Source organism: Variovorax raffinosi (assembly GCF_051216615.1).
Taxonomy (GTDB): Bacteria; Pseudomonadota; Gammaproteobacteria; order Burkholderiales; family Burkholderiaceae_C; genus Variovorax.
Genome location: NZ_JBPJZR010000001.1, coordinates 203,625 through 227,977, shown reverse-complemented (window position 1 = coordinate 227,977; position 24,353 = coordinate 203,625). Strand labels below are relative to the sequence as shown.

At 66.3% G+C, this 24,353-nt stretch carries 25 protein-coding genes; 16 read left to right on the top strand and 9 right to left on the bottom strand.

Annotated features, from left to right (window positions below):
- Positions 1–4: 4 nt before the first annotated feature.
- Both ACSFB7_RS01000 and ACSFB7_RS00995 read right to left on the bottom strand, forming a co-directional pair.
- Positions 5–838 (bottom strand): AraC family transcriptional regulator, encoded by an 834-nt coding sequence (locus ACSFB7_RS01000; RefSeq protein WP_435466221.1) that lies wholly within the window; start codon positions 836–838, stop codon positions 5–7.
- 89 nt (positions 839–927) lie between these two features.
- Positions 928–1,893, bottom strand: coding sequence for an alpha/beta hydrolase family protein (locus ACSFB7_RS00995; protein WP_435466219.1), 966 nt, complete (start codon positions 1,891–1,893; stop codon positions 928–930).
- 236 nt (positions 1,894–2,129) lie between these two features.
- Between ACSFB7_RS00995 and ACSFB7_RS00990 the strand changes: the two genes are divergently transcribed.
- Positions 2,130–3,485: an NAD(P)/FAD-dependent oxidoreductase gene (locus tag ACSFB7_RS00990; protein WP_435466217.1), complete on the top strand. Its 1,356-nt coding sequence runs from the start codon at positions 2,130–2,132 to the stop codon at positions 3,483–3,485.
- Here ACSFB7_RS00990 and ACSFB7_RS00985 read toward each other — a convergent pair.
- The 4 genes from ACSFB7_RS00985 to ACSFB7_RS00970 all read right to left on the bottom strand — a co-directional run bounded on the left by ACSFB7_RS00985 (position 3,472) and on the right by ACSFB7_RS00970 (position 7,388).
- A complete protein-coding gene (locus ACSFB7_RS00985) occupies positions 3,472–4,158 on the bottom strand; it encodes an Asp/Glu/hydantoin racemase (protein WP_435466215.1) in 687 nt (228 codons plus the stop codon). The two genes, ACSFB7_RS00990 and ACSFB7_RS00985, sit on opposite strands and share 14 nt — an antisense overlap.
- Before the next feature lie 8 nt (positions 4,159–4,166).
- Complete coding sequence (panE, locus tag ACSFB7_RS00980) at positions 4,167–5,099, bottom strand: 2-dehydropantoate 2-reductase (protein ID WP_435466213.1); 933 nt, start codon at positions 5,097–5,099, stop codon at positions 4,167–4,169.
- Positions 5,100–5,170: 71 nt separating this feature from the next.
- Positions 5,171–6,391: an N-methyl-L-tryptophan oxidase gene (gene solA, locus ACSFB7_RS00975; RefSeq protein WP_435466211.1), complete on the bottom strand. Its 1,221-nt coding sequence runs from the start codon at positions 6,389–6,391 to the stop codon at positions 5,171–5,173.
- Positions 6,392–6,404: 13 nt separating this feature from the next.
- The gene (locus ACSFB7_RS00970; RefSeq protein ID WP_435466209.1) at positions 6,405–7,388 is read right to left on the bottom strand and encodes an aliphatic sulfonate ABC transporter substrate-binding protein; all 984 of its coding nucleotides are present in this window, start codon (positions 7,386–7,388) and stop codon (positions 6,405–6,407) included.
- A 204-nt stretch (positions 7,389–7,592) separates the two neighbouring features.
- Between ACSFB7_RS00970 and ACSFB7_RS00965 the strand changes: the two genes are divergently transcribed.
- The 4 genes from ACSFB7_RS00965 to ACSFB7_RS00950 are packed head-to-tail and all read left to right on the top strand — an operon-like array spanning position 7,593 to position 10,489.
- Positions 7,593–8,429, top strand: a complete 837-nt coding sequence (locus tag ACSFB7_RS00965; RefSeq protein WP_435466207.1) for an ABC transporter substrate-binding protein — start codon at positions 7,593–7,595, stop codon at positions 8,427–8,429.
- A 22-nt stretch (positions 8,430–8,451) separates the two neighbouring features.
- Positions 8,452–9,156 (top strand): amino acid ABC transporter permease, encoded by a 705-nt coding sequence (locus ACSFB7_RS00960; RefSeq protein WP_435468040.1) that lies wholly within the window; start codon positions 8,452–8,454, stop codon positions 9,154–9,156.
- Positions 9,153–9,887, top strand: coding sequence for an amino acid ABC transporter permease (locus ACSFB7_RS00955; protein ID WP_435466205.1), 735 nt, complete (start codon positions 9,153–9,155; stop codon positions 9,885–9,887). The genes ACSFB7_RS00960 and ACSFB7_RS00955 overlap by 4 nt, the downstream gene beginning before the upstream one ends.
- Positions 9,888–9,931: 44 nt before the next feature.
- Positions 9,932–10,489: an NADPH-dependent FMN reductase gene (locus ACSFB7_RS00950; RefSeq protein ID WP_435466203.1), complete on the top strand. Its 558-nt coding sequence runs from the start codon at positions 9,932–9,934 to the stop codon at positions 10,487–10,489.
- 73 nt (positions 10,490–10,562) lie between these two features.
- Here the strand turns inward: ACSFB7_RS00950 and ACSFB7_RS00945 are convergent, their stop codons facing one another.
- Complete coding sequence (locus tag ACSFB7_RS00945; RefSeq protein WP_435466201.1) at positions 10,563–11,210, bottom strand: FMN-dependent NADH-azoreductase; 648 nt, start codon at positions 11,208–11,210, stop codon at positions 10,563–10,565.
- Between the two features lie 132 nt (positions 11,211–11,342).
- On the opposite strand from ACSFB7_RS00945, the gene ACSFB7_RS00940 reads away from it, so the two are divergent.
- From ACSFB7_RS00940 to ACSFB7_RS00890, 11 genes are all read left to right on the top strand, one after another.
- Entirely contained in the window at positions 11,343–12,311 is a 969-nt protein-coding gene (locus ACSFB7_RS00940; RefSeq protein ID WP_435466199.1) for a LysR family transcriptional regulator, read from the top strand.
- 77 nt (positions 12,312–12,388) lie between these two features.
- A complete protein-coding gene (locus ACSFB7_RS00935) occupies positions 12,389–13,030 on the top strand; it encodes a peroxiredoxin (protein WP_116907531.1) in 642 nt (213 codons plus the stop codon).
- Between the two features lie 19 nt (positions 13,031–13,049).
- Positions 13,050–13,625 carry an RBBP9/YdeN family alpha/beta hydrolase gene (locus tag ACSFB7_RS00930; protein ID WP_435466197.1) on the top strand — a complete coding sequence of 192 codons (576 nt, stop codon included), beginning with the start codon at positions 13,050–13,052 and terminating at the stop codon, positions 13,623–13,625.
- Complete coding sequence (locus tag ACSFB7_RS00925) at positions 13,622–14,638, top strand: sulfate ABC transporter substrate-binding protein (RefSeq protein ID WP_435466196.1); 1,017 nt, start codon at positions 13,622–13,624, stop codon at positions 14,636–14,638. The genes ACSFB7_RS00930 and ACSFB7_RS00925 overlap by 4 nt, the downstream gene beginning before the upstream one ends.
- Positions 14,639–15,526, top strand: a complete 888-nt coding sequence (gene cysT / locus ACSFB7_RS00920; RefSeq protein WP_435466194.1) for a sulfate ABC transporter permease subunit CysT — start codon at positions 14,639–14,641, stop codon at positions 15,524–15,526.
- A 1-nt stretch (position 15,527) separates the two neighbouring features.
- On the top strand, positions 15,528–16,430 hold the full coding sequence (gene cysW, locus ACSFB7_RS00915) for a sulfate ABC transporter permease subunit CysW (protein ID WP_435466192.1): 903 nt from the start codon (positions 15,528–15,530) through the stop codon (positions 16,428–16,430).
- An 18-nt stretch (positions 16,431–16,448) separates the two neighbouring features.
- Positions 16,449–17,546, top strand: a complete 1,098-nt coding sequence (locus ACSFB7_RS00910; protein WP_435466190.1) for a sulfate/molybdate ABC transporter ATP-binding protein — start codon at positions 16,449–16,451, stop codon at positions 17,544–17,546.
- Positions 17,531–18,046 (top strand): disulfide bond formation protein B, encoded by a 516-nt coding sequence (locus tag ACSFB7_RS00905; protein WP_435466188.1) that lies wholly within the window; start codon positions 17,531–17,533, stop codon positions 18,044–18,046. The genes ACSFB7_RS00910 and ACSFB7_RS00905 overlap by 16 nt, the downstream gene beginning before the upstream one ends.
- 194 nt (positions 18,047–18,240) lie before the next feature.
- On the top strand, positions 18,241–19,404 hold the full coding sequence (gene macA / locus ACSFB7_RS00900) for a macrolide transporter subunit MacA (protein ID WP_435466186.1): 1,164 nt from the start codon (positions 18,241–18,243) through the stop codon (positions 19,402–19,404).
- Positions 19,401–21,395, top strand: a complete 1,995-nt coding sequence (macB, locus tag ACSFB7_RS00895; RefSeq protein WP_435466184.1) for a macrolide ABC transporter ATP-binding protein/permease MacB — start codon at positions 19,401–19,403, stop codon at positions 21,393–21,395. The genes macA and macB overlap by 4 nt, the downstream gene beginning before the upstream one ends.
- The gene (locus ACSFB7_RS00890; RefSeq protein WP_475545391.1) at positions 21,388–22,791 is read left to right on the top strand and encodes an efflux transporter outer membrane subunit; all 1,404 of its coding nucleotides are present in this window, start codon (positions 21,388–21,390) and stop codon (positions 22,789–22,791) included. The genes macB and ACSFB7_RS00890 overlap by 8 nt, the downstream gene beginning before the upstream one ends.
- Before the next feature lie 20 nt (positions 22,792–22,811).
- Here the strand turns inward: ACSFB7_RS00890 and ACSFB7_RS00885 are convergent, their stop codons facing one another.
- Together ACSFB7_RS00885 and ACSFB7_RS00880 are read right to left on the bottom strand one after the other, a co-directional pair.
- Positions 22,812–23,504: a P-loop NTPase family protein gene (locus ACSFB7_RS00885; RefSeq protein WP_435466180.1), complete on the bottom strand. Its 693-nt coding sequence runs from the start codon at positions 23,502–23,504 to the stop codon at positions 22,812–22,814.
- A gap of 73 nt (positions 23,505–23,577) precedes the next feature.
- Positions 23,578–24,339: a hypothetical protein gene (locus ACSFB7_RS00880; protein ID WP_435466178.1), complete on the bottom strand. Its 762-nt coding sequence runs from the start codon at positions 24,337–24,339 to the stop codon at positions 23,578–23,580.
- Positions 24,340–24,353 lie beyond the last annotated feature (14 nt).

Here is a 24,353-nt window from a genome sequence, read left to right as displayed (position 1 = left end):
CAACTCAAGGCACGCCGGCAGAGCGAATGGGAATGAGCAGGTCCGTGCGCAGCTCGGCCTGCGACACCTGCCGGGGTGAGTTCAGGTAGTGCTCCAGCATGGGTCGGTCGTCCGGCTCATAGCCGCTGCCCGGCAGCCAGCGGGCATATAGCGCGTTGATGGCGGCGTTGATGCGGGCATAGGGGCCGGCCAGGCAATGCAGCGCGTAGCGGCCACCCGGCAAGTCCAGCGTTTCGAGCTTCACATGGGCGGGCCAGGGCTCGGGCGATGCCGCCGCGGCGTAGTACCGGTAATCGCCGGGATCGGCCCCCTCGCCGCAGGAAACACCCAGCCAGGCCGACATGACCCGGTCGCCGGCGTAGGCGCGCAGCCGGCGATGCGTGTGCGGAATGGTCGACAGCGGCCCCTGGTGGCGCAGGGCCTGCACCTGCTGCGCGGGCCGCTCGACGATCCGCACCAGGGCCTGGGCGGCACCGGCCTCGGGCGCCATGCGCTGCATGTGCTGCTGGAATTCGCGCGGCGACTGTCCGGTGAAATGGCCGAAGGCCCGCGAGAAGGCCTGCGGGCTGTCGTAGCCGACCTCCATGGCCACCTGCGTGACGCTCTGGTGGCCTTCTTCGAGCAACTGCGTCGCGCGCGCCAGCCGCACGCGACGCACCGTGGCGGCCACCGTTTCGCCGGCGATGCTGCTGTAGACGCGGTGGAAGTGAAATGGCGAAAAATGCGCCAGCCGCGCCAAGTCTTCGAGGCGGTGCTCCGCCATCGGGTCTGCCACGATGGCCGCGACCACACGGGCCACGCGGGCCCGGTAGTTCTCTTCGGCGCGCGGGGTTCTCATGAGGGCGAGTGTGCCGCTTTCAGGCGCGGCGTACTTAGCCGTTCTTGCGCAATGGCGCCAGGGCCGCGCCTGCCTGCGGTGCTCAGGCCTCAGGAGTTGGCCGCGTGCAGAAGATGCCGCTTGAGGAATTCCACCACCTTGGCGTTGAAGGTGGCATGAAAGGCCGCGCGGTCGAAGCCCGGTTCGTCGTTGCAGATTTCCAGTTTGGCCGCGAGCTGCGTGGCGGAGCAGGGCGGCAGAAAGCCGAAGTGCGCGGCCTTGTCCGCCACATGCCATTCGGGCGGTGCGGGCAGGTTGCGGCGAACCGCGGCCACGCTCTCCGGCGTGACGCCGTCACCGCCGTAGGCGGAGGCCCAAAGCTGGATCGGAAGGGTCACGTTCTTCAGGCCCTGGGCGTCGAAGACGGGGCTGAACGGGTCAGCGATCACCGCCGCCTTGATGCGCGCGTCATGCGTCAACGGCGTGGCCAGGAGCTCTTTGAAGCGCTCCTGCATCAGCGTGCACAGCGGGCTCGCGGGTGCCGATGCGCAGTTGGCCGAAGGCGGGAGCGGGAGCCGTTCGAAATCGGGCACGGCGCCGCCGAGCACGAGGCCGGTGTAGCCGCCCCTGGAAAAACCGAAGAAGCCGATCCGGTCGGCCGCCAGCGCGCTGCGCGACGGCCACTGCTGCAGCATGTAGTCGATCAGCCGCTTGATGTCGGTGGTGCGCGTCGCGAGCGCTGAAATCCTGTCGTTCGGACCACCGCGAATCTGGAAGTTGTCGCTCGAATGGCTGATGGCCGCGACCACGAAGCCCGCATCGGCCAGGGCTTGCGCCGTGTCCTGGTGGCCGCGGAAGGAGCCGCCGTAGCCGTGCGACACCACGACCAACGGCAATTGCGCACCGGCCACCGGGCAGTCCTTGGTGTCGGGCGTGGCGCAGGGCGTCCACACGGCGCCGCGCAGCGCCGGGCCTTGTGCATCGGCGGGCACTTCGATGGTGGTGAAGCCGGCGGCCTGGGCGAAGGGCGCCGCGAGGCAGCAGAGCGTGAGCAAGAGCAGGCGAAGAAGGGGCATGGCGGGTCCTGGCAAGAGAGGATCGAAGCAAAGGCCGGATCGCGTGGCGGGCGTGGCGCGTCTGCCGGCCGCAACGGCACGGGCTGTCATGGCGGGCAGTGTGCCGATCCGGGCCGCCGCGTACTTAGCAGACTTTGCGCAAATGCACCGGTCTGGCCGGTGTGCCGCGGCGGCGCCAGAGCGCTTTTCTTGCCGCGTTATGCTGTGCGGCACCGTCCATCACGAGCCTCACACGAATGCCCCCGATCGAAGATTCCCCCGTTCCCGCCAGTGCCGATGCATCCTGCGATGTGCTCGTGATCGGTGGCGGCCCCGCCGGCTCCACGGTGGCGGCGCTGCTGGCGCAACAGGGCCGTAGCGTGGTCTTGCTCGAAAAGGCGCACCACCCGCGCTTTCACATCGGCGAATCACTGCTGCCCGCGAACGTCGAGTTGTTTGAAAAGCTCGGCGTGCGCGACCAGGTCGAGAAGATCGGCATGCCCAAGTTCGGCATCGAGTTCGTCTCGCCCGAGCACGAGCACCGCAGCTATGTGGAATTTGCCGAAGGCTGGGACAAGTCGCTCGACTCCGCCTGGCAGGTGCGCCGTTCCGAACTCGACGAGATGCTGTTCCGCAATGCCGCCACGCGCGGCGCGCAGGCCATCGAAGGCTGCAAGGTGCGCGACGTGGCATTCGACGCCGATGGCGCCACGGTACAGGCCGAAATGGACGACGGCGCCAAGCGCAACTGGCGCACCCGCTTCGTGGTCGATGCCACCGGGCGCGACACGCTGCTCGCCAACAAATTCCGCTGCAAGGAAAAGAACCCCGACCACAACAGCACCGCGCTGTTCGGCCACTTCACGAACGCCGAGCGGCTCGAAGGCAAGAAGGAAGGCAACATCAGCATCTGCTGGTTCCCGCACGGCTGGTTCTGGTTCATTCCGTTGGCCGATGGCACCACCAGCGTGGGCGCGGTCTGCTGGCCCTACTACCTGAAGACGCGCGACAAGCCGCTGAAGGAGTTCTTCTACGACACCATCGCCACCTGCCCAGTGCTGGTGGACCGCCTGAAGAACGCCACACTGGTCGACGACGCGGTGCATGCCACCGGCAATTTCTCGTACTCGAGCACGCACGCCACCGGCGACCGCTACCTGCTGCTGGGCGATGCCTTCACCTTCATCGACCCGATGTTCTCGTCGGGCGTGTACCTGGCGATGCACAGTGCCTTCGACGGTGCCGACCTCGTGGCCACCGCGCTCGACCGGCCGGCGGAAATGCCCGCGACGCGCCAGGCCTTCGAGGCCATGATGCGCAAGGGCCCGAGCGAGTACTCGTGGTTCATCTACCGCGTGACCAACCCGACCATCCGCGACATGTTCATGCACCCGGGCAATCCGTTCCGGGTGAAGGAAGCGTTGATGTCGCTGCTGGCCGGCGACATCTACAAGGGCACGCCGATGTGGGGCGCGCTGCGCATGTTCAAGGTGCTGTACTACGGCATCTCGATCGCCAACTTCCGCCGCACCTGGGCCGGCTGGAAGCGGCACCGCTTCAACACCCGCGACATGGGTGCGTTGAAGGGCGAGACGATCCTCAAGTCGGACTGAGGTTCCACGCGGTGCGCGAGGCGCGCAGCGTGGCCACCGCGTGCGCGGTGCCCAGCCCGGGGCTGCTGAGCACCTCGATGCCGAGGTCCCCGAGCAGGGCCGTCACCGGCGCCATCGAGGCCTGCGCCAGCACGATCACGTCGCAGGCACCGGCAGCCGCGCGGATCGATTCGGCCAGCGTCTGCACATAGCGTGCGATGTCGCCGGCCTGGAAATGCACCCAGGCTTCTTCGACCAGCAGCGTGCTCGCGCGAATGCCGACGCCGGCCTGCGTGGCCGCCGAAAGAACGAGGGACCGCGTCGGGTCCAGCGTGCTTTCGACCGCACCCACGATCAGCACGCGGGGCCCGCTGCGCACCGCGCGGTCGGCCATGGCCCGGTCGATGCGCAGTGCGGTGAAGGCGCCGCCGGTGGCCGTCTTTTCCGCAATGCCGCCAATGGTCGAGCAGGTGCACACGACCACCAGTGCACCGTCCGACGCGGCTTCGCGCATGGCCTCGTGCACGCGCGCGACCAGGCCGGCGTTGTCGACGCCGAGCGTACGGGCATCGGCCAGCAACTCTTCCATCACCAGGTGCTGGATGTTCAGTTCGGGCGCGATCTCGCGCGCGAGGCTCGCGAAGGTCTGCACATGCACCTGTGCCGTGTGGAGGAACGCGAGCGTGTCGCCCATGACTTCCTTCAGGCCGCCTCGCGGGCGCGCCTGGCCTCGTAGGCCTTGAGGTGGACGTAGGCGGTGCGCAGCACGGATGGCACTGCCGCATCCACGCGCGGTGCGCGGCCCAGCAGGTCACCGACGATGTGGTCGGCCTCGACCTGTGCGCCACGCACGATGTCCTTGTACATCGACGCGGTCATCGGCGAGCCTGCCGTGGTCACCACCGCGCGGCCGCGCTGGAGCGCCGTGGGGCGGGGGGCAAAGCCGTTGTGCGCGGCGATGGCGCAGCACTCGTTGAAGATCGACAGTGCCACGTCTTGCCCGCCGGCCGCCACGATGTCGCCGATGGACGCGCGCATCAGGCTCGTGAGCCCCGCCGCCGAGGCGATGAAGACCCACTTCTCCCACATGTCCTGCATGATGGTTTCGCTGGCGGTGGCATCGAACTTCGCGCCCGCGAACTGCGCCGCGATGGCATCGATGCGGGCCGAAGGGCCACCGGCGCGTTCGCCATAACTCAGGCCGTGCATGTCGTTCAGGTGCAGCACGCGGCCTTCGTCGTCCAGCGTGGCGGAGATCATGCACAGGCCGCCCAGCACGCACTCGGCACCGAAGCGCTCGGCCAGCCGGTCGATGTGCTTCATGCCGTTGAGCAGCGGAAGGATGACGGTGTTCGGGCCGACAGCGGGCGCGAACGAATCCATGGTCGCCTCCAGGTCATAGGCCTTGCTGCCGACCACGACCACGTCGAAAGGCGCCTTGATGTCCTCGGCCAGCACATGCGCCGGCGCGGGCAGTTGCAGGTTGCCGAAAGGGCTCTGCACGACCAGCCCGGTCTTGGCGAGCTGCGCCGCGCGGCGCGGGCGCAGCAGGAAGGTGACATCGCGCCCCGCCTCCAGCAGTCGACCGCCGAAATAGCCACCGAGTGCGCCCGCACCCACCACCAGAAATCTCATCGCGCATCGCTCCTGAAACCGAAACAAACAAAGATCGGGAGCGATGATGCCCGGGAACGGGCGCGGCTGCTCTAGGTTGTTTCCTTCCCCAGCAACCGCTGTCGGGCAAAAGGCCTCAGGTCGAATCCGTGCGAGCTGGTGCGGCCCAGCACATGCTCGGCAATGGCTTCGCCCAGACCGGCCGAGTGCTTGAAGCCGTGGCCCGAACAGGCCGAGGCGATGAGCACGCGGGGCAGGCCGTCGAGCGCATCGATCACGAAGCTGCGGTCGGGCGTCACGGTGTACATGCAGGCGCGTGCCTTGAGCGCGCGGCCATCGATCTGCGGAAAGCGACCGGCCACGCGGTCGCGGTACATGGCGGCGGTTTCTTCCGGGCTCACGGTGCGGTCGATGGTGTCTGGCGTGGTGCTTTCGACGTACTGCTCGGTCGCGACCTTGAGCGCCGGCTGCGATGGGTCGGAAGCCGGGAAGCCATACATGTAGTCTTCCTGCCCGTCGCCGAACATCCAGATGAAGATGGGAAAGCGGCCGGGCGCGAAGTCGGCGGCGGCGCTGCCTGCGTCGAACCAGTGCATGACCTGCCGGTGCACCGAGAAGTTCGCCTGCCAGTCGGCACGGGCCTGCCGGCCGAGGAATTCGGGCAGCCATGCACCGGCCGCGACCACGACGCGATCGGCCGTGAAGCTGGCCGTGTCGGTGCGAACCCGCACCGTGTCGCCATTGCCCACGGGCTCGACCGACTGCACGCGCTCGCCGGTGCGGGTCTGCGCGCCCGAGGCGCGGGCCACGGCGAGCTGGGCGCCGATGGCGTCCTCGGGCCGCACGAAGCCGGCGTCGTGCTCGTGGTAGGCGATCTCGTTGCCCTGCAGCTTGAACTGCGGAAAGCGCGCGTGGATGCCGGCCGCGTCGAGCACGTCGTGCGCGATGCCGAAGCGCTCGGCGCAGGCGATGGTGCGGCGTACGAAATCAGATTTGCCGTGGTGCTCGGCCACGCGGTCGCGCGGCGCCAGGATCAGGCCGCCCGTGGTGGTCATCAGTGGCTTGCCGGTGCGGGCTTCGAGTTCGCGCCAGATCGCGTGCGAGCGCTGCACGAAGGGCACGTAGTCGTCGCCTTCGCCCACGGCCAGCCGCGTGATGCGCGAGTCGCCATGCGAAGAGCCCTGGTCGTGCGGCGGCGCGAACTGGTCGATGCCCAGCACGCGCACGCCGCGCTGCGAGAGTTGGTAGAGGGTGGCTGCGCCGAGGGCGCCGAGGCCGACGACGATGACGTCGTAGTGGGAAGACGTGGTCACGTGAGCAGGCGTTTCAGACGAGGTTCAGGTCCAGGAAGGCGTCCTTCACCTCGATGGGTTTGGGAATGAGCTTGAGTTGCGCGAACACATCGGCCAAGCCTTGCTGTTCCCTGGCAATGGCGGGCGTGAGCGCGACTACGCCATATTGACGCCGTTCGGTCGCAAGCGCCAGCACCTTGGGCTCGACCTTGAGCTGCGGCGACAGCGTGGACACCACTTCGCCCGGATGCGCCTGCGCCCATTCGTTGGCCATGCGCAATTCGGTGAACACGGTGCGCAGGATCTCCTGGTTGGCACGTGCATAGCCGGGTTGCGCAAAATGGTAGGTGCGGTTGCCGCTCAGGCCGGTGCCGTCGAACAGCAGGCGCGAATCGGTCGCGACCTGCGCGCCGGCAAGGAACGGGTCCCACAGGCCAATGGCCGCGACGCTGCCCGACTGGTAGGCGGCCACCGTGTCGGAGGCGGTGGTGATGTAGACCGGCTCGATGTCTTCGTAGCGCAGGCCCGCGGCTTCGAGCGCGCGGATCAGCACGTACTGCGTGTTGTAGCCGCGGCCGGTGACGACGCGCTTGCCCTTCAGGTCGCGCACGCTGCGGATCGGCGAATCGCGCGGCACCAGGAAGCCGACGCCGCCGGGGTAGGGGCTTTCCGCCGCGAGGTACACGAGGCCCTTGCCGCTGGCCTGCTGGAACACGCCGATGCCGTCGGAGGCATGGCCGAAGTCGATGGCACCGGCGGCCAGTGCTTCCGACAACTGGCTGCCGCCGAGGAACTCGGCCCACTCCACTTTCACGCCGGCGGCCTCGAGCGCCTTCTCGAGCTGCCCGGTGCCCTTGAGGATGTTGAGCGTGTTGAACTTCTGGTAGCCGATGCGCAAGGTCTTGGCGCGCGATTGCGCGAAGAGCGGCGCGACGGCGGCAGTGGCTGCGGCGCCGACACCGGCGCGAAGCAGCAGGCGCCGCGACAGGGCGGGCGTGAACGAATGAATGGGATTCATGAAACTGCCGCGCAGGCGCGCGGACTTGAAGAAAGAGTTGGCGAGAGGCCGGCGAATGTAGAAGTTCCTACGCCATCGCACCACGAAGCTTTTTGCATTTGCTCATGCGCAAGTCACGGGTTCATATGCAAGCGGGATTTGCTTCGTTGGTGCCAGTGCACGCGCTGCCTAGAGTCGCGGCTTTCCATTTTGAAGAGCAGGCACATGACCCGCAGCACATTCATCGTTTCAAGCCTGGCGCTGGCCGCCGGCTTTCTTTCCTTCGGCGGCACCGCATGGGCCGACAAGCTCGACGACATCAAGAAGGCTGGCGTATTGCGCGTGGCCGCCTTCGACGGCAACCCGCCCTTCGGCTACATCGATGCGACCAGCAAGAAGCAGGTGGGCCACGACATCGACCTGGCAACCGAATTCGCCAAGAGCCTGGGCGTGAAGATCGAGCTGGTGCCGACCAACCCCGCCAACCGCATTCCGCTGCTGACCTCGGGCAAGGTCGACGTGGTGTTCGCGAGCTTCACCATCACCGACGAGCGCGCCAAGGCGGTCGACTTCACCACGCCTTACTTCCTGGTCGGCCAGCAGTTCCTGGCAAAGAAGGGCGTGCTGAAAGATGCCGCGCAGATCAAGGACATCCGCATCGGCACCGAGAAGGGCACGACGATGGAAGCCAACCTGCGCAAGAACTACCCCGACGCCAAGGTCGTGCTGTACGACGATTCACCCTTTGCGCTGGCTGCATTGCGCAACGGCAATGTGCAGGCCATCACCAACGACGGCGTGAAGCTCACGGCGCAGTGGAATGCGATTCCCGACAAGGAAAAGTACGAGATCCCGGCGATCACCGTGTCGAAGGAATACCTTGGCGCGGCCGTGCCCAAGGGCGAGACGCGACTGCTTGAAGCGCTGAACACCTGGCTGGTCGACAGCGAGAAGAACGGCCGCGCGCTGGCCATCTACGACACCTGGTTCGGCCCGAACAGCAAGGCGCCGCTGCCGCGCCTGCTGAAGATCGGCGACCAGCGCGTCGCTGCCGCCAACTGAAGTCGATGCGGCCTTGATCGATCTGCTGCGCGAGCAACTGCTCGCGCCTCGCTACCTGGGCTGGCTGCTCGACGGCTGGCTGACGACGCTGTGGACCTCGCTGCTGGTGTCGGCGGGCGCCACGGCGCTCGGCGTTGTCATCGCGGCGGGTCGTTCGTCGAGCAGTCCCGCGCTGCTGCGCGCGACGGGCGCGTATGTCTCGCTGTTTCGCAACACGCCGCTGCTGGTGCAGCTTTTCTTCTGGTACTTCGGCGCGCCGAGCGTGCTGCCTGAAGCCGTGCGCGAATGGCTCTATGCGGGGCATGTGCTGTCGTTCGAGCTGCTGTCGGCGCTTGTCGGGCTGACGCTGTATGCGGCCGCCTATGTCGGTGAAGACATCCGCTCGGGCATTCGCGGGGTGCCTGTGGGGCAGACGCTCGCAGCATCCGCCCTTGGCTTCACGCGTGCGCAGGTGCTGGCGAATGTGGTGCTGCCGCAGGCACTGCGCATCGCCTTGCCGCCACTGCTGGGGCAGTACATGAACATCGTCAAGAACACCTCGCTCGCGATGGCGGTGGGGCTGGTCGAGCTGTCGTATGCGTCGCGGCAGGTGGAGGCCGAGACCTTCAAGACCTTCCAGGCTTTCGGCTTCGCGACGCTGCTTTACATCGTGACCATCGGCGCGATCGAGGTGCTGGCCGCTTGGGCGGCGCGGCGGCAGGCACCGGCGTCGGGGAGGGCGGCATGACAACAGTGATCGAGACGCTGTGGGACAGCCTGCCGTACCTGCTGTGGGGCGCGTTCCCGAACGGGCAGCTTGGTGGCGCGGCGCTCACGGTGCTGCTCAGTGCCGGGTCGGGCATCGCCTCGGCGGTGCTGGGGTTGGCGTGGGGCATCGGGCTGGCGACCGCACGGGGTTGGCTGAAGACCGCGCTCACGCTGGTGCTCGGGTTCTTCCGCGCGATCCCGGTGCTGATGCTGATCTTCTGGACCTACTTCCTGCTGCCGTTCGCGCTGGGCATCAGCGTGCCGGGCGTGCTGTCGGTGATGTGCGCGCTGTCGCTGGTGGGCGGCGCCTACCTGGCGCATGCGGTGCACGCGGGCATTCGCGGCATCGGTGCGGGGCAGTGGGCGGCGGGGCTGTCGCTCGGCCTCACGCGATGGAGCACCTTGCGCTTCATCGTGCTGCCACAGGCGCTGCGGATGATGCTGCCGTCGTTCATCAACCAGTGGGTGACGCTGGTGAAGGACAGTTCGCTGGCCTACATCGTCGGCGTGGGTGAGCTATCGTTCGTGGCCTCGCAGGTGAACGCGCGAACGATGGTGTTCCCGGCGGAAATCTTCATGCTGGTGGGCGCCATCTACTGGCTGCTGTGCACCGGGCTTGATCGCCTGGCGAACGCGCTTGCGCGTCGCGCACAACGAAGTGTTCCAGAACGCAAGAACTTTTCGGGAAAAGGTCTTGAGCGCTTCGCATAATCGCGTTCGTCATTTCGACCTCTTCATTTCAAGGAGTTTCCCCCATGGCCCAAACCCGGATCGCCGTCATCGTCGGCAGCCTTCGCAAGGATTCCTACAACCAGAAGCTGGCTCTGGCGCTCGCGCACCTGGCGCCGTCGGACTTCACCTTCGAGCACCTGCGCATCGACGACCTGCCGCTCTACAACCAGGACGAAGACGGCAACCAGGCGCCGGCGGTCAAGCGGCTCAAGAGCGAAATCGCGGCGGCACAGGGCCTGCTGTTCGTGACGCCCGAATACAACCGCTCGATTCCCGGCGTGCTGAAGAACGCCATCGACCATGCCTCGCGTCCTTACGGCCAGAACGCCTGGGGCGGCAAGCCGGCCGGCGTGGTGGGCATCTCGGTGGGTGCCATCGGCACCGCGCTGGCGCAGCAGCATCTGCGCAACATCCTGGCCTACCTCGACGTGCCCACGCTCGGCGCGCCCGAAGTGTTCCTGCAGACCAAGGACGACCTGTTCGACGACAAGGGCCACATCGGCAACGAAGGCTCGAAGAAATTCCTGCAGGGCTGGATGGACAAGTACGTGGCCTGGATCAAGAGCCACTCGGCCGCCTGACGAACTTCCGGGCGATCGCCCCATGAAAAAGCCGCCCTCGAAGGGCGGCTTTGTTTTTGGCGCAGGCCTGGGCTCAGGCGACCTGGGCGACGTCCTTCTGGTTCGCGGCTTCGGCCGTCGCTACCAGGATGTCGGAGCGCGCGGCAGCCAGTGCGTTCGCCTTGGGCTCGTCGCCCATCGCCACGCCTTCGGCGCGCACGATGCGCACGTCGGTGATGCCGAAGAAGCCGAAGACCACCTTCAGGTAGCTCTCCTGGTGCTCGGCACCCTGGCCCCAGTCGCTGGTCGAGTAGACGCCGCCGCGGCTCGAAGCCACGATCACCGTCTTACCGCCGGCCAGGCCCACGGGGCCGGTTTCGGTGTACTTGAAGGTGCGGCCGACTTGCCCGAGGCGGTCGATCCAGGCCTTGAGCTGGGTCGGGATCGAGAAGTTGTACAGCGGTGCGCCGATGACGACCACGTCGGCCGCCAGGAACTGGCTCACCAGCTTTTCCGACAGCGCGTTTTCGCGTTTCTGGGCTTCGGTCGGCTCGGCCTGCGGGCCGGTCTTGATGGCGATGGCGTCGGCGCTGAAATGCGACGGGGCGTCAACGGTGAGGTCGAGGTACTCGACGGTGGTGTCGGGGTGGGCGGCCTTCCAGGCGGCCACGGTTTCCGCGGTCAGGAGGCGGGAGGTCGAATAGGCACCCAGGATGCTGGAGTCGACGTGGAGCAGCTTCATATCAATCACTTTCGTGTGGATGGTGTCGGCGCTCAAAGTGGCCGGCGTTGGGAGAATTCTATTTTTGAGTCGAGTGATTGATAAGTAGCCAAAATTTGCATAGATCGTCCTGATTGCAGGACAATCGACGCCATGCAAGACCTCAACGATATGGTTTTCTTCGCCGAAGTGGCCGAGCGCGGCGGGTTCGCCGCCGCCAGCCGGGCACTGGGCATTCCCAAGTCGCGCCTGTCGCGCCGCGTGGCGGAGCTGGAGGAGCGCTTGGGCGTGCAGCTGATGCAGCGCAGCACCCGGCGCCTGTCGCTCACGCCGGCGGGCGAGATCTACCTTCGGCACGCAGCCGCCATGCGCGATGCGGCGCAGGCCGCGGCCGAGTCGGTGGCGCAGGTGCAGAACGAGCCGAGCGGGCTGGTGCGGCTGAGCGTTCCGATCACCATGGCGTACAGCGGGGTGTCGCAGTTGCTGCCGATGTTCATGGAGCGCTATCCGGCGGTGCGGGTCGACGTGCGGGTCATCAACCGTCCGGTGGACCTGATCGAGGAAGGCTTCGACATCGCCTTGCGGGTGCGGCCCGTCGTGGAGGAAAGTGCGACGCTGGTGGCGAAGATCCTGGGCACCGGCCGCGGGGTGCTGGTGGCCAGTCCGGCGGTGTTGCAGCGACAGGGGCCGGTGGCAACGCTGGCCGACCTCGCGCGGCTGGACACCCTGGCGATGTCGGTCAACGGCGAGGGCCGCAGCGAATGGCGGCTCAAGGGGCCGAACGGGGCGAGCCACGTGCATGTGCACACGCCGCGCTACGTGGCGGACGACATCGCGACGCTGCAGCTCGCCGCCGTCGCCGGCATCGGCGCCACGCTGCTGCCGGGCTACATGTGCGCCGCCGACATCGAGGCGGGCCGGCTGGTGAAGCTGCTGTGCGACTGGGGGCCGGAGGAGGCCGTCGCGCACATGGTGTTCCCGCCACGGCGGGCGCTGGTGCCGGCGGTGCGCCGGCTGATCGATTTCCTCTTCGAGCACCTGCAGGGCGTCGAGGGCGCGCCTTTGCTCAGGCCGGACGGGGAACCCTGCGATCTGCACGCCGATATGCGGAAAACGCCATAACCAAACAAGTAGATATTCGTTTGTCATCCTTGCCGGGCTTCGCACAATCCAAGGCTCCCATCCATTCAGGAGCGACCATGGCTACTTTGCGACTCGGCGACACCGCCCCCAATTTCACCCAGGATTCCAGCGAAGGCCCCCTCGACTTCTACCAGTGGGCCGGCGATTCGTGGGTCGTGTTCTTCTCGCACCCGGCCGACTTCACGCCCGTGTGCACCACCGAACTGGGCAAGACCGCGGCGCTGTCGGGCGAATTCGCCAAGCGCGGCGTCAAGCCCATCGCGCTGAGCGTCGATCCGGCCACCAAGCACAAGGAGTGGATCTCGGACATCAACGAGACGCAGAACACCACCGTCAACTTCCCGATCATTGCGGACGCCGACCGCAAGGTGGCCGACCTGTACGACCTGATCCACCCGAACGCCTCGGCCACCGCCACCGTTCGCAGCGTGTTCATCATCGATCCGAAGAAGGTGATCCGCACCACCATCACCTACCCGGCATCGACCGGCCGCAACTTCGACGAAATCATCCGCGTGATCGACTCGCTGCAGCTCACCGACAGCCACAAGGTGGCAACGCCCGTGAACTGGAAGGACGGCGACGACGTGGTCATCGTGCCGAGCATCCAGGACCCGGCCGAGCTGGCGGAGCGCTTCCCCAAGGGCTTCAAGGCCGTCAAGCCTTACCTGCGCATCACGCCGCAGCCCAACAAGTAAGCCGCGGGCCGCATCCGTCATGCAGACTCGCGTGATCATCGTGCCGGGCTGGCGCGACTCCGGGCCCGGCCACTGGCAGAGCCTGTGGGAAGCGCGCATTCCGGGCGCTGCGCGGGTGGCGCAGGACGACTGGGCTTCGCCCAAGCGCGACGCCTGGGTGTCGACGCTGGCCAAGCTGGTGCTCGAGACCACCGGCCCGGTGGTGATCGTGGCGCACAGCCTGGGCTGCATCGCCACGGCACACCTGCCGGCGGCGGCGGCTGCCCGCATTCAAGGCGCACTGCTGGTGGCACCGGCCGACCCCGAGCGCCGCGCGGTGCTGTCGGATTTCGCGCCCGTGCCCTACGCGGCGCTGCCCTATCGCAGCATCGTGGTGGCCAGCAGCAACGACCCTTATTGCCCCATCCGGCTGGCGGGAGCCTATTCCCGCGCCTGGGGCAGCGAGTTCGTGCGCATGCAGAATGCGGGCCACATCAACATCGATTCGGGGCACGGAGACTGGCCGCTCGGCCTGGCGCTGCTGCAATCGTTGACCGACGAACCCGCCGCCTGGTCGGCGGGGCGTGAATTTTCAGAAAACCTGGCAACTACATGACTTCCAGAATCAAGACCTTCGTCGCCGTGCTCGCGCTGGCGTCCTCCGCATTCGCCGGCAGCACAGCTTTTGCCCAAGGCACATCGCTGCTGAACGCCTCCTACGACGTGGCGCGCGAGTTCTACAAGGACTACAACGCAGCCTTCGTGGCGCACTACAAGAAGGCCACCGGCAAGGACGTCAAGATCGACCAGTCGCACGGTGGTTCCAGCGCCCAGGCACGCGCCGTGGCCGACGGCCTCGATGCCGACGTGGTGACCATGAACACCTCGACCGACATCGACTTCCTGGCCAACACCGGCGTGGTCGCGAAGGACTGGACTAAGAAATTCCCCGACAACGCATCGCCGACCACGTCGACCATGCTGTTCCTCGTGCGCAACGGCAACCCCAAGGGCATCAAGGACTGGGACGATCTCGTCAAGCCGGGCGTGCAGGTCGTGATCGTCAACCCCAAGACCGGCGGCAACGGGCGCTACGCCTACCTCGCGGCCTGGGGCTACATCAAGAAGAAGGGCGGCACCGATGCGCAGGCCGCCGAGTTCGTCGGCAAGCTGTTCAAGAACGTGCCGGTGCTGGCACGCGGCGGCCGCGACGCGACCACCGCCTTCCTGCAACGCAACATCGGCGATGCGCTGATCACCTTCGAATCGGAAGTGGTCTCGATCGACCGTGAATTCGGCACCGGCAAGGTCGATTCGGTCTATCCGTCGATCAGCATCGTGGCCGAGAACCCGGTGGCCGTGGTCGAACGCACCGTCAACAAGAAGGGCACGGGCGAACTGGCCAAGGCCTACCTCGACTGGCTCTACTCCGAAGAAGCACAGGAAATCGCCGCCAAGCACGCGCTGCGTCCGCGTTCGCAAGCCGTGCTCAAGAAGTACGCATCGACCTTCAAACCGCTGCAGCTCTTCACGGTGCAAGAACTGTTCGGCAGCCTCGGCGAAGCGCAGAAGGTGCACTTCAACGACGGCGGCCAGTTCGACAAGCTCTACACGCCTGGCGCGAAGTAAATGAGCGGCGCTGTTTCGTCGGCGCTCCCGTCCGCGGGAGCGCCTTTTTCGCGTGCCAATCGGGCAGGGGGCGCCAAGCGCGTGCTGCCCGGTTTTCACATCACGCTCGGCTTCTCGATCTTCTATCTCTGCCTGATCGTGCTGATCCCGCTGTCGGCGCTGGTCTTCAGGACCTTCACGCTGAGCTGGGAGCAGTTCTGGGTGGCCGTGACCGCGCCGCGCGTGATGGCGTCGTACCGGCTGACCTTCGGCGCCTCGTTGATCGCGGCCGTGGTGAATGCGGTGTTCGGCCTGCTCGTGGCCTGGGTGCTGGTGCGCTACAAGTTTCCGGGCAAGCGCATCGTCGACGCGCTGGTCGACCTGCCGTTCGCGTTGCCGACTGCCGTGGCCGGCATTTCGCTGACCGCGCTGCTCGCGGGCAATGGCTGGATCGGGCAACTGCTGGAGCCGCATGGCATCAAGCTGGCCTTCACGCCGGCGGGCATTGTGATTGCGTTGATCTTCATCGGGTTGCCCTTCGTGGTGCGCACGGTGCAGCCGGTGTTGGAAGACGCGGAGAAAGAGCTTGAAGAAGCCGCGACCTCGCTCGGCGCGACGCGGCTGCAGACTTTCACGCGGGTGATCTTCCCGTCGATCGCACCCGCGCTGCTCACCGGCTTTGCCATGGCTTTTGCGCGTGCCATCGGCGAGTACGGCTCGGTGATCTTCATCGCCGGCAACATGCCGATGATTTCGGAGATCACGCCGCTCATCATCATCGGCAAGCTCGAGCAGTACGACTATGCGGGCGCCACTGCTGTCGCTCTAGTGATGCTGGTCATTTCCTTCGTGCTGCTGCTGGTCATCAACGGCCTGCAAGCATGGCAACGCCGCCGCGCAGGAGCCTGACATGAGCGCACCTTCCAAAGTCATTCGCCGCGCACAGGCCGGCACCACCGAAGCACCGTGGGTGCGCTGGCTGCTGATCGGCATTGCGCTCGCGTTCATGTTCCTGTTCCTCGTGCTGCCGCTTGCAGCCGTGGCAACCGAGGCATTGCGCAAGGGCGTCGGCGCCTATCTCGACGCGCTGAAGGAGCCCGACGCCTGGAGCGCGATTCGCCTCACGCTGATCACGGCCGCCATCACGGTGCCGCTGAACCTCGTGTTCGGCGTGGCCGCGGCCTGGGCCGTCGCCAAGTTCGAGTTTCGCGGCAAGGCCTTGCTCACCACGCTGATCGACCTGCCGTTCGCGGTGTCGCCTGTGGTCGCCGGCCTGATCTATGTGTTGGTGTTCGGCGCACAGGGCTGGATCGGCCCGTGGCTTGCCGAGCACGACATCAAGATCATCTTTGCCGTTCCCGGCATCGTGCTGGCCACCGTGTTCGTGACCTTCCCGTTCATCGCGCGCGAACTCATTCCGCTGATGCAGGCGCAGGGCACCGACGAAGAACAAGCCGCCATCGTGCTGGGCGCGACCGGCTGGCAGACCTTCTGGCGCGTGACGCTGCCCAACATCAAGTGGGGCCTGCTGTACGGCGTGATCCTGTGCAACGCGCGCGCCATGGGCGAGTTCGGCGCGGTGTCGGTGGTGTCGGGCCATATCCGCGGCCAGACCAACACCATGCCGCTGCACGTGGAAGTGCTCTACAACGAATACCAGTCGGTGGCCGCTTTCGCCGTAGCTTCGCTGCTGGCGATCCTGGCGCTGGTCACGCTGGTGATCAAGTCGGTCATCGAATGGCGCCATGAGCGCGAAATGAAGGCCATTGCCGAGCTGCCGCCGGAACGCCCGCCCGAGCCCACGGCAGCCTGAGAGAGAAAGAACAAGATCATGAGCATCGAAATCCGCAACATCAGCAAGCAGTTCGGCGACTTCCGCGCCCTGCGTGACGTGAACCTCGACGTGGAGTCGGGCGAGCTTGTCGCGCTGCTCGGCCCCTCGGGCTGTGGCAAGACCACGCTGCTGCGCATCATCGCGGGGCTGGAAACGGCCGACACCGGCAGCATTCTGTTCTCGGGCGAAGACACCACCGACGTGCATGTGCGCGAGCGGCAGGTGGGCTTCGTGTTCCAGCATTACGCGCTGTTCCGCCACATGACCGTGTTCGAGAACGTGGCCTTCGGCCTGCGCGTGAAGCCGCGCAAGGAGCGCCCAAGCGACGCGCAGATCAAGGCCAAGGTGACCGACCTGCTCAAGCTGGTGCAGCTCGACTGGCTGGCCGACCGCTACCCGTCGCAACTGTCCGGCGGCCAGCGCCAGCGCATCGCGCTGGCCCGTGCGCTGGCAGTGGAACCCAAGGTGCTGCTGCTCGACGAGCCCTTCGGCGCGCTCGACGCCAAGGTGCGCAAGGAACTGCGCCGCTGGCTGCGCCGGCTGCACGACGAGCTGCACGTCACCTCGATCTTCGTCACGCACGACCAGGAAGAAGCGCTCGAAGTGGCCGACCGTGTGGTGGTCATCAACAAGGGCCAGATCGAACAGGTCGGCTCGCCGCAGGACGTGTGGGACAAGCCCGCGAGCCCTTTCGTGTACGGCTTTCTCGGCGATGTGAACCTGTTCCATGGCCGCGCGGACAACGGCGCGGTGCAGCTCGACGGCATGCGCCTGGATTCGCCCGAGCACAGCGGCGCGCGCGACGCCAAGGCGCTGGCCTACGTGCGGCCACATGACCTGGATGTGACACGCTACGTGACCGGCGCCACCGGCATCGTCGCCACACTGTCGCGCGCGATTGTTGTCGGACCCATCGCAAGGCTGGAACTTGAGCCCACCGAATCGAATCCAGATAATCCGGGCTCCGGAACCATCATCGAAGCGCAACTCCCTGCGCAACAGTTCCGCGACCTGGGCTTGAAGGAAGGCGACACCGTCGTTGCCAATCCACGCAAGGCCAGGGTGTTCGTCGAAGAAGAATGGGTATCTCCTTGATCGATTGGTACTTCGGCGCGCCGCGCCGCGCGTATGGGCTGATCTGCCTGGCCTGTGTCCTGATGCTGGCCTTCGGGCTCTACCTTCAGCACGTGGTCGGGCTCGAACCCTGCCCGATGTGCATCGTGCAGCGCTATGCGCTGGTGCTGGTGGCGCTCTTCACGGGGCTGGCCGGTGCGCTGCGCAACAGGGGTTTGCAGATCACTGGCGGCCTGCTGGCCCTGGTCTCGGCCATCGGCGGCGCCTATACGGCGGCCTCGCAGAGCTGGCTGCAGTGGTATCCGCCCGAAGTCGTGTCCTGCGGGCGCGACCTCTACGGAATGATCGAGACCTTCCCGCTCAAGCGCGCACTGCCGATGATTTTCCGTGGCGGCGGCGACTGCTCCAAGATCGATTGGACGCTGTTCGGCCTGACGCTGGCGAACTGGTCGTTCGTTGCGTTCACGGTGCTTTCGTTGCTGCTGATCACCTTGCTGGTTCGCTCGCGCCGCGCGCGCTGAACAAGCGGTGGCCGGTAGCGGCTGCATTCAATGGAATCCGATGGGCCTCGCAGACTCGCAAGAGTCGGCGAGGCTTTTCCTTTGCCGGATCGGGCAAAAGTCCCCTGGCGGCATTGCCCCTTTAGCAGGCCTTAAGTAAGCAAGGATAGGATCGATCCGCTCCAGCAGCGTGTTTCACTCTCTCATCTCATTGCATGCCCAACACCCCACCGCGGCGATCGCGCAAGCTCCTTGTCGGTATCACCGCCCTTGTTGTTGTCGCCATCGCCGCCTTCTTCTTGTTGAGCCCGGCCAAGAAGACCGAATACCTCACCGCCCCAGTGCAGCGCGCCGACCTCGAGAACGCGGTGCTCGCCACCGGCGTGCTGCAGGCGCTCAGGCAGGTTGAAATCGGTGCGCAAGTCAGCGGCCAGCTCAAGTCGCTCAAGGTCGTGCTCGGCCAGACCGTGAAGAAGGGCGACTGGCTGGCCGAGATCGATCCGGTCATCTCGCAGAATTCGCTCGCTCAGGAACAGGCCAAGCTGGAGAACCTGCAGGCGCAGAAGCTGGCGAAGGAAGTGCGCGTCAAGCAGGCCGAACTCTCTTGGGCACGCCAGCGCGAAATGCTCGCGCAGGACGCCGCCGCGCGGCAGGACATGGAAAGCGCTGATGCCGAGCTTCGCGCGCTGCGCGCCGATGCGGTGTCGCTGGACGCGCAGATCCGCCAGCAGAAACTGGCGCTGGCCTCGGCGCAGACCAACCTTTCGTACACGCGCATCGTGGCGCCCATCGATGGTGACGTGGTGTCCATCAGTACGCTCGAAGGCCAGACGGTGGTGGCCTCGTTCCAGGTGCCCACGCTGATGAAGCTGGCCGATCTGTCGACCATGACGGTCAAGGCGCAAGTGTCCGAAGCCGACGTGGTGCGCGTGAAGCCGGGGCAGCCGGTGTACTTCACCATCCTCGGCGACCCCGACAAGCGCTACCACGGCACGCTGCGCGCGGTGCAGCCTTCGCCCGAGAAGATCAACAACGCGGTGTTCTTCAACGCGCTGTTCGACGTGCCCAACCCTGACCGCACGCTGCGCGTCGACATGACGGCGCAGGTCGCGATCATGCTGGGCGAAGCCAAGCAGGCACTGACCGTGCCGCTGACCGCGCTCGGCGCGCGCGACAAGGACGGCCGCCAGGAAGTGCGCGTGCTCAAGGCCGACCAGAGCGTTGAAAAGCGGCTCGTGCGCGTCGGCATCACCAACAACTTCCAGGCCCAGGTGCTCGAAGGTTTGAAAGAAGGCGACAACGTCATCACCGGCGATCCCTCGACATTGGAGAAGTCGGACGACGGCGGCGGCAACGGCGGCAGAGGTAAGCGCCAGTGACGCAGCCGCAGGCGAACCGGCCCCTGCTGACGCTGCGCGGCATCGGCCGCAGCTTTCCTTCGGGCGAGCAGGAAGTGCAGGTGCTGAAAGACGTCGACCTGGACATCGGCAACGGCGAAATGCTGGCCATCGTCGGCGCCTCGGGCTCGGGCAAATCGACGCTGATGAACATCCTCGGCTGCCTCGACCGGCCCAGCACCGGCACCTACACCGTGTCGGGCAAGGACGTCGGCACGCTCGACAGCGACGCGCTGGCCGAGCTGCGGCGCGAGCACTTCGGCTTCATCTTCCAGCGCTACCACCTGATGCAGCACCTGACGGCCACGGGCAATGTCGAGGTGCCCGCCGTCTATGCCGGCACCGACGGCGAAGCGCGCGAGACGCGTGCCCGCCAACTGCTGGCGCGGCTGGGCCTTGGCGACCGCACCGAGCACCGGCCGAGCCAGCTCTCGGGCGGCCAGCAGCAGCGGGTGAGCATTGCACGCGCGCTGATGAACGGTGGCCAGGTCATCCTTGCCGACGAGCCGACCGGCGCGCTCGACAGCAAGAGCGGGCAAGAGGTCATCGCCATCCTGCGCGAGCTGCATGCGCAGGGCCACACCATCATCATCGTGACGCACGACATGCAGGTGGCGAGCTGCACTGAACGCATCATCGAGATTGCCGACGGCGTGATCGTGGGCGACCGGCCGAATGTGCCCACTGTCGCGGCACCCGCGCAGGCCGTGGAGACCGATGCGGTAACACCCGCCGTGAGCCCGCCCAAGCTGGGCATCGCGCGCTTCAGCACGGGCTGGGCCCGTTTTGCCGAGGCCTTCCGCATGGCATGGCGCTCGATGATGGCGCACCGCATGCGCACCGCGCTGACCATGCTGGGCATCGTCATCGGCATCACCTCGGTGGTGTCGATCGTGGCCATCGGGGAGGGCGCCAAGCGCTTCGTGCTGTCGGACATCAAGGCCATCGGCACCAACACGCTGGACATCTACCCCGGCCACGATTTCGGCGACGACAAGGCGTCCAGCATCCGGACGCTGCTGCCGACCGACCTGCAGGCGATTGCGGCGCAACCCTATGTGCACAGCGTGACGCCTGCGACCACGCGCAGCCTGCGCCTGCGCTACCGCAACATCGACATCAACGGCAGCGTGAACGGCGTCAGCGACAGCTTCTTTCGCGTGCGCGACATCCAGATGGCCAGCGGCGCGGCCTTCAACGCAAACGACGTGCGGCAGCAGGCCCAGGTGGTGGTGATCGACCAGAACACGCGGCGCAAGCTGTTCCCGGACGGCACCGACCCGGTCGGCAAGGTCATCCTGGTCGGCAGCCTGCCGTGCACGGTGATCGGCGTGTCGCAGGAAAAGAAGAGCATGTTCAGCGAGAACAAGTCGCTCAACATCTGGCTGCCCTACAGCACGGGCGCCAGCCGGCTGTTCGGGCAGCAGTACTTCGACAACATCACCGTGCGCATCCGCGACGACCAGCCGACCAAGGCGGCGGAAGACAGCATCGTCAAGCTGCTCACCATGCGGCACGGCAGCAAGGATTTCTTCACCTTCAACATGGACAGCATCGTGAAGACGGCCGAGCGCACGAGCCAGTCGCTCACGCTGCTGCTGTCGCTGATCGCGGTGATCTCGCTGGTGGTGGGCGGCATCGGCGTGATGAACATCATGCTGGTGTCGGTGACCGAGCGCACCCGCGAGATCGGCATTCGCATGGCCGTGGGCGCGCGCCAGAGCGACGTGCTGCAGCAGTTTCTGACCGAGGCGGTGCTGGTGTGCCTCGTGGGTGGGTTCATCGGCGTGACGCTGTCCTACGGCATCAGTTTTGTGTTTTCGCTTTTCGTGAAGCAATGGCAAATGATCTTTTCGATAGGCGCCGTGGTGTCGGCCTTCTTGTGCGCGACGCTGATCGGCGTGTTGTTCGGCTACCTGCCGGCACGCAATGCAGCGCGGCTGGACCCGATCGAGGCGCTGGCTCGTGAGTAGGGCGCGTCTTTGCCTTCGACTGAGCGCGGTCGCCGTGGTGTTGGCGCTCGGCGGGTGCACCGCGTTCCAGCCGGAGCGGCGGGAGCAGCGGCCGATTGAGATGCCGCAGGCGTGGCAGCAGCAACAACAGGCGCAGTCCGCAGCGGTGGATGCCGCTGCGATGCCGGCGACCCGTTGGTGGAGCGCCTTCAACGACCCGCAGCTGGACACCTTGATCGACAGCGCGCTGCGCACCAACAGCAACCTTGCCGCAGCGGGCATTCTCGTGCAGCGCGCGCAGTTGCAGGCAGGCCTGGCCAACACGAACCTCACGCCCGGCGTGGTGGGGCAGGCCAATACGAACCGCAGCTACGACCTGAAGCGCGGTGGCGCGGCCGCCTCCACATCAAGCTCGGTGGTGACGCTCAGCTACGAGCTGGATCTGTGGGGCCGGCTTTCTGCATTGCGCAGCGCAGCCGATTGGGAGCTGAAGGCCACCGAGTCCGACCGGCAGGCCGCGGCGCTTGCGCTCGTGGGCACCACGGCAGGGCTCTATTGGCAGACGGGGTACCTGAACCAGCGCATCGCGTTGAGCGAAGCCGGCATCGAGGACGGCCGGCGCATTCTTGCGCTGGTGCGCGTGAAGTACGCCGCCGGGGCGGTTTCGGGGCTGGACGTGGCGCAGGCAGGCCAGAACCTGGCGAGCCAGGAAGCGGCGCACACCCAACTGCTGCAGCAGCGCGTCGAAGCGCGCAATGCGCTGGCGATCCTGTTCGATCAGCCGCCCGAGGTGATGGCGGTGGAGCCGTCGCAGTTGCCGACCCTTGAGCTTCCGGTCATCGACGCTGGCCTGCCGGCAAGCCTGTTGGGCCGTCGCCCCGACCTGCGGGCAGCCGAGCAGCGTTTGCGCGGATCGCTGGTGAATGTCGATGCGACCCGAACCGGCTTCTATCCGACGCTGAGTCTTACCGGCTCGCTGGGCACGTCGAGCACTGCATTGGGGGAACTGCTGAAGAACCCGGTCGGCACGCTCGGCGCGGGGTTGGTGTTGCCGTTCCTGCAATGGAACACGGCGCGGATGACCGTAGCCGTTTCGCAGACGCAATACGAAGAAGCGGTGCTCGGCTTTCGCCAGTCGCTCTACACGTCGTTGTCCGAAGTGGAGAACGCACTGTCGTCGCGCACGCAATTGCGCGATGAGAGCGAAAAACTGGTGCTGGCGCTGCAGCAGGCGCAGCGTGCAGAGAGGCTGTCTGAAGTGCGCTACAAGGCTGGCGCGACGGCGCTGCAACCAGTGCTCGACGCCAAGGACAGGCGCCGCACCGCCGAGGTGTCGCTGGCCCAGAATCGATTGAACCAGCTCAACGCGACGATGACGCTCTACAAGGCGTTGGGTGGGGGCGCCGTCGTTCCGTAGCGGCGTGCACCCCTCAGGAACTACAAAGGCAAGGTGTCGAACGCGGCATAGACCGTGGCCAGCCACGACTTCACGCGCTGGCGCTCCAGCAGCCCCAGGGCATGCACGCCTTCTCGGTCATGAACGGCCTTCCAGAAGCTGGTGTTCTGCGCATCGATCTTTCGCATGCTGGCTTCATGCAAACGCGGCAACGCAATCACGCGGGCGCCATTGGCGGTCGCCTTGGAGAGCGACTGCGAAGCCAGCAGCATGCCGAAGTCGCTGCCGCGTCCGTAGTTCTGCACCACGATGTAGTTGGGCCGGTTGCCGAAGGTGTCGATCAGCGAGCCGAGCAGGTCGGTCGAGTCCTTGCCGTCGTCCAGCACATGCCAGAAGTTGACCGTGACGCCGATCTCGGCGAACACGTCGAACAGGTCCGATTCCTTGATCCAGCGCGACAGCGGCGCCAGCGTTTGGGCCGCGAGGTCGACGATCACGCTTTGCTGCGGGTTGGTCTCGAAGCCGTTCACGACCGTGTCGAGCCCTTCGAAGCTGTCGACCACCACGGGCGAGGCAAAGCCTTCGTAGAAGCGGGTGAACGAGCTGTGCGAGCGGTCGGTGTCGAAGCCCGTGAACGGACGGCTGTGGTCGATGAAGTACTGCGCCAGCACGCGCGCCGTGACCGACTTGCCGACTCCGCCTTTTTCGCCGCCGATGAAATTGATGGAGCTCATGAGTTGCTGCAGCCTCGAATGGGTTGAGGGGTGAAGGGCGGATTCATTCTAGGGGGCCGTTTTGTCTGCTGACTTACTTGGGCACCAGCGTGAAGAGCGGCATGACCACGCCCATGATCCAGTTCTGGCCGAAGTCGAGTGCCGCCCGGCGGTACTTTTCGTCGGCCTGCGCGGCCAGCAGGTCGAGCCGCGCGATCACCTTGGACAGTTCGCGGTCGGCCACGAGGTTGCGGCCACGGTCGCTGATCTCGGTGGCCAGCAGCAGCGGCTGGCCGTCGGGGCCGGTCTTGGAAGAGATCAGCCAGAGCGAGATGTCGAAATTGCGGGCGACCCGGTAGCTGTTTTCGGCGTCGATGCCGTCGATCATGGTCTGGTCCCATGTGTTGCCGTTGGCCTGCTTGAGCATCGTGACCCAGCCGTAGACCAGCGCCGCGACGCGATCGCCCTGGTAGGCCTGCGGTCCGGTCTCGAAGGCCAGCCGGACGGCATCGATGCCGGTGGCGCCATGCAATTCGGGCAGCGTGCCGTCTTTCAGTGCGGCATCCCAGGTGCGCTGGGTGGCTTCGTCCATGCTGGGCGCCGATTTGCGCCATTCGCGCGGGTTGCGCCGGTACAAGGTGTTCTGCACGCGCCGGATCGATTGCAGGTTGTCGCGCAGCGACAGGTTGGCAATGCGGTTGGTGCCGGACTGCAGCCATTCCTGGCCGGCGTAGGGCTCGGCGCGATCGGTGGTACGGACCGACGAGCAGCCGGCCAGACCGAGCAGGGCGGCGGTGCCTGCCAGCAGGCAGATGCGTCGTGCGGCAGGGGGGGGTGAAACCGGGGAATCGCTCATGCCCTGACGTTATC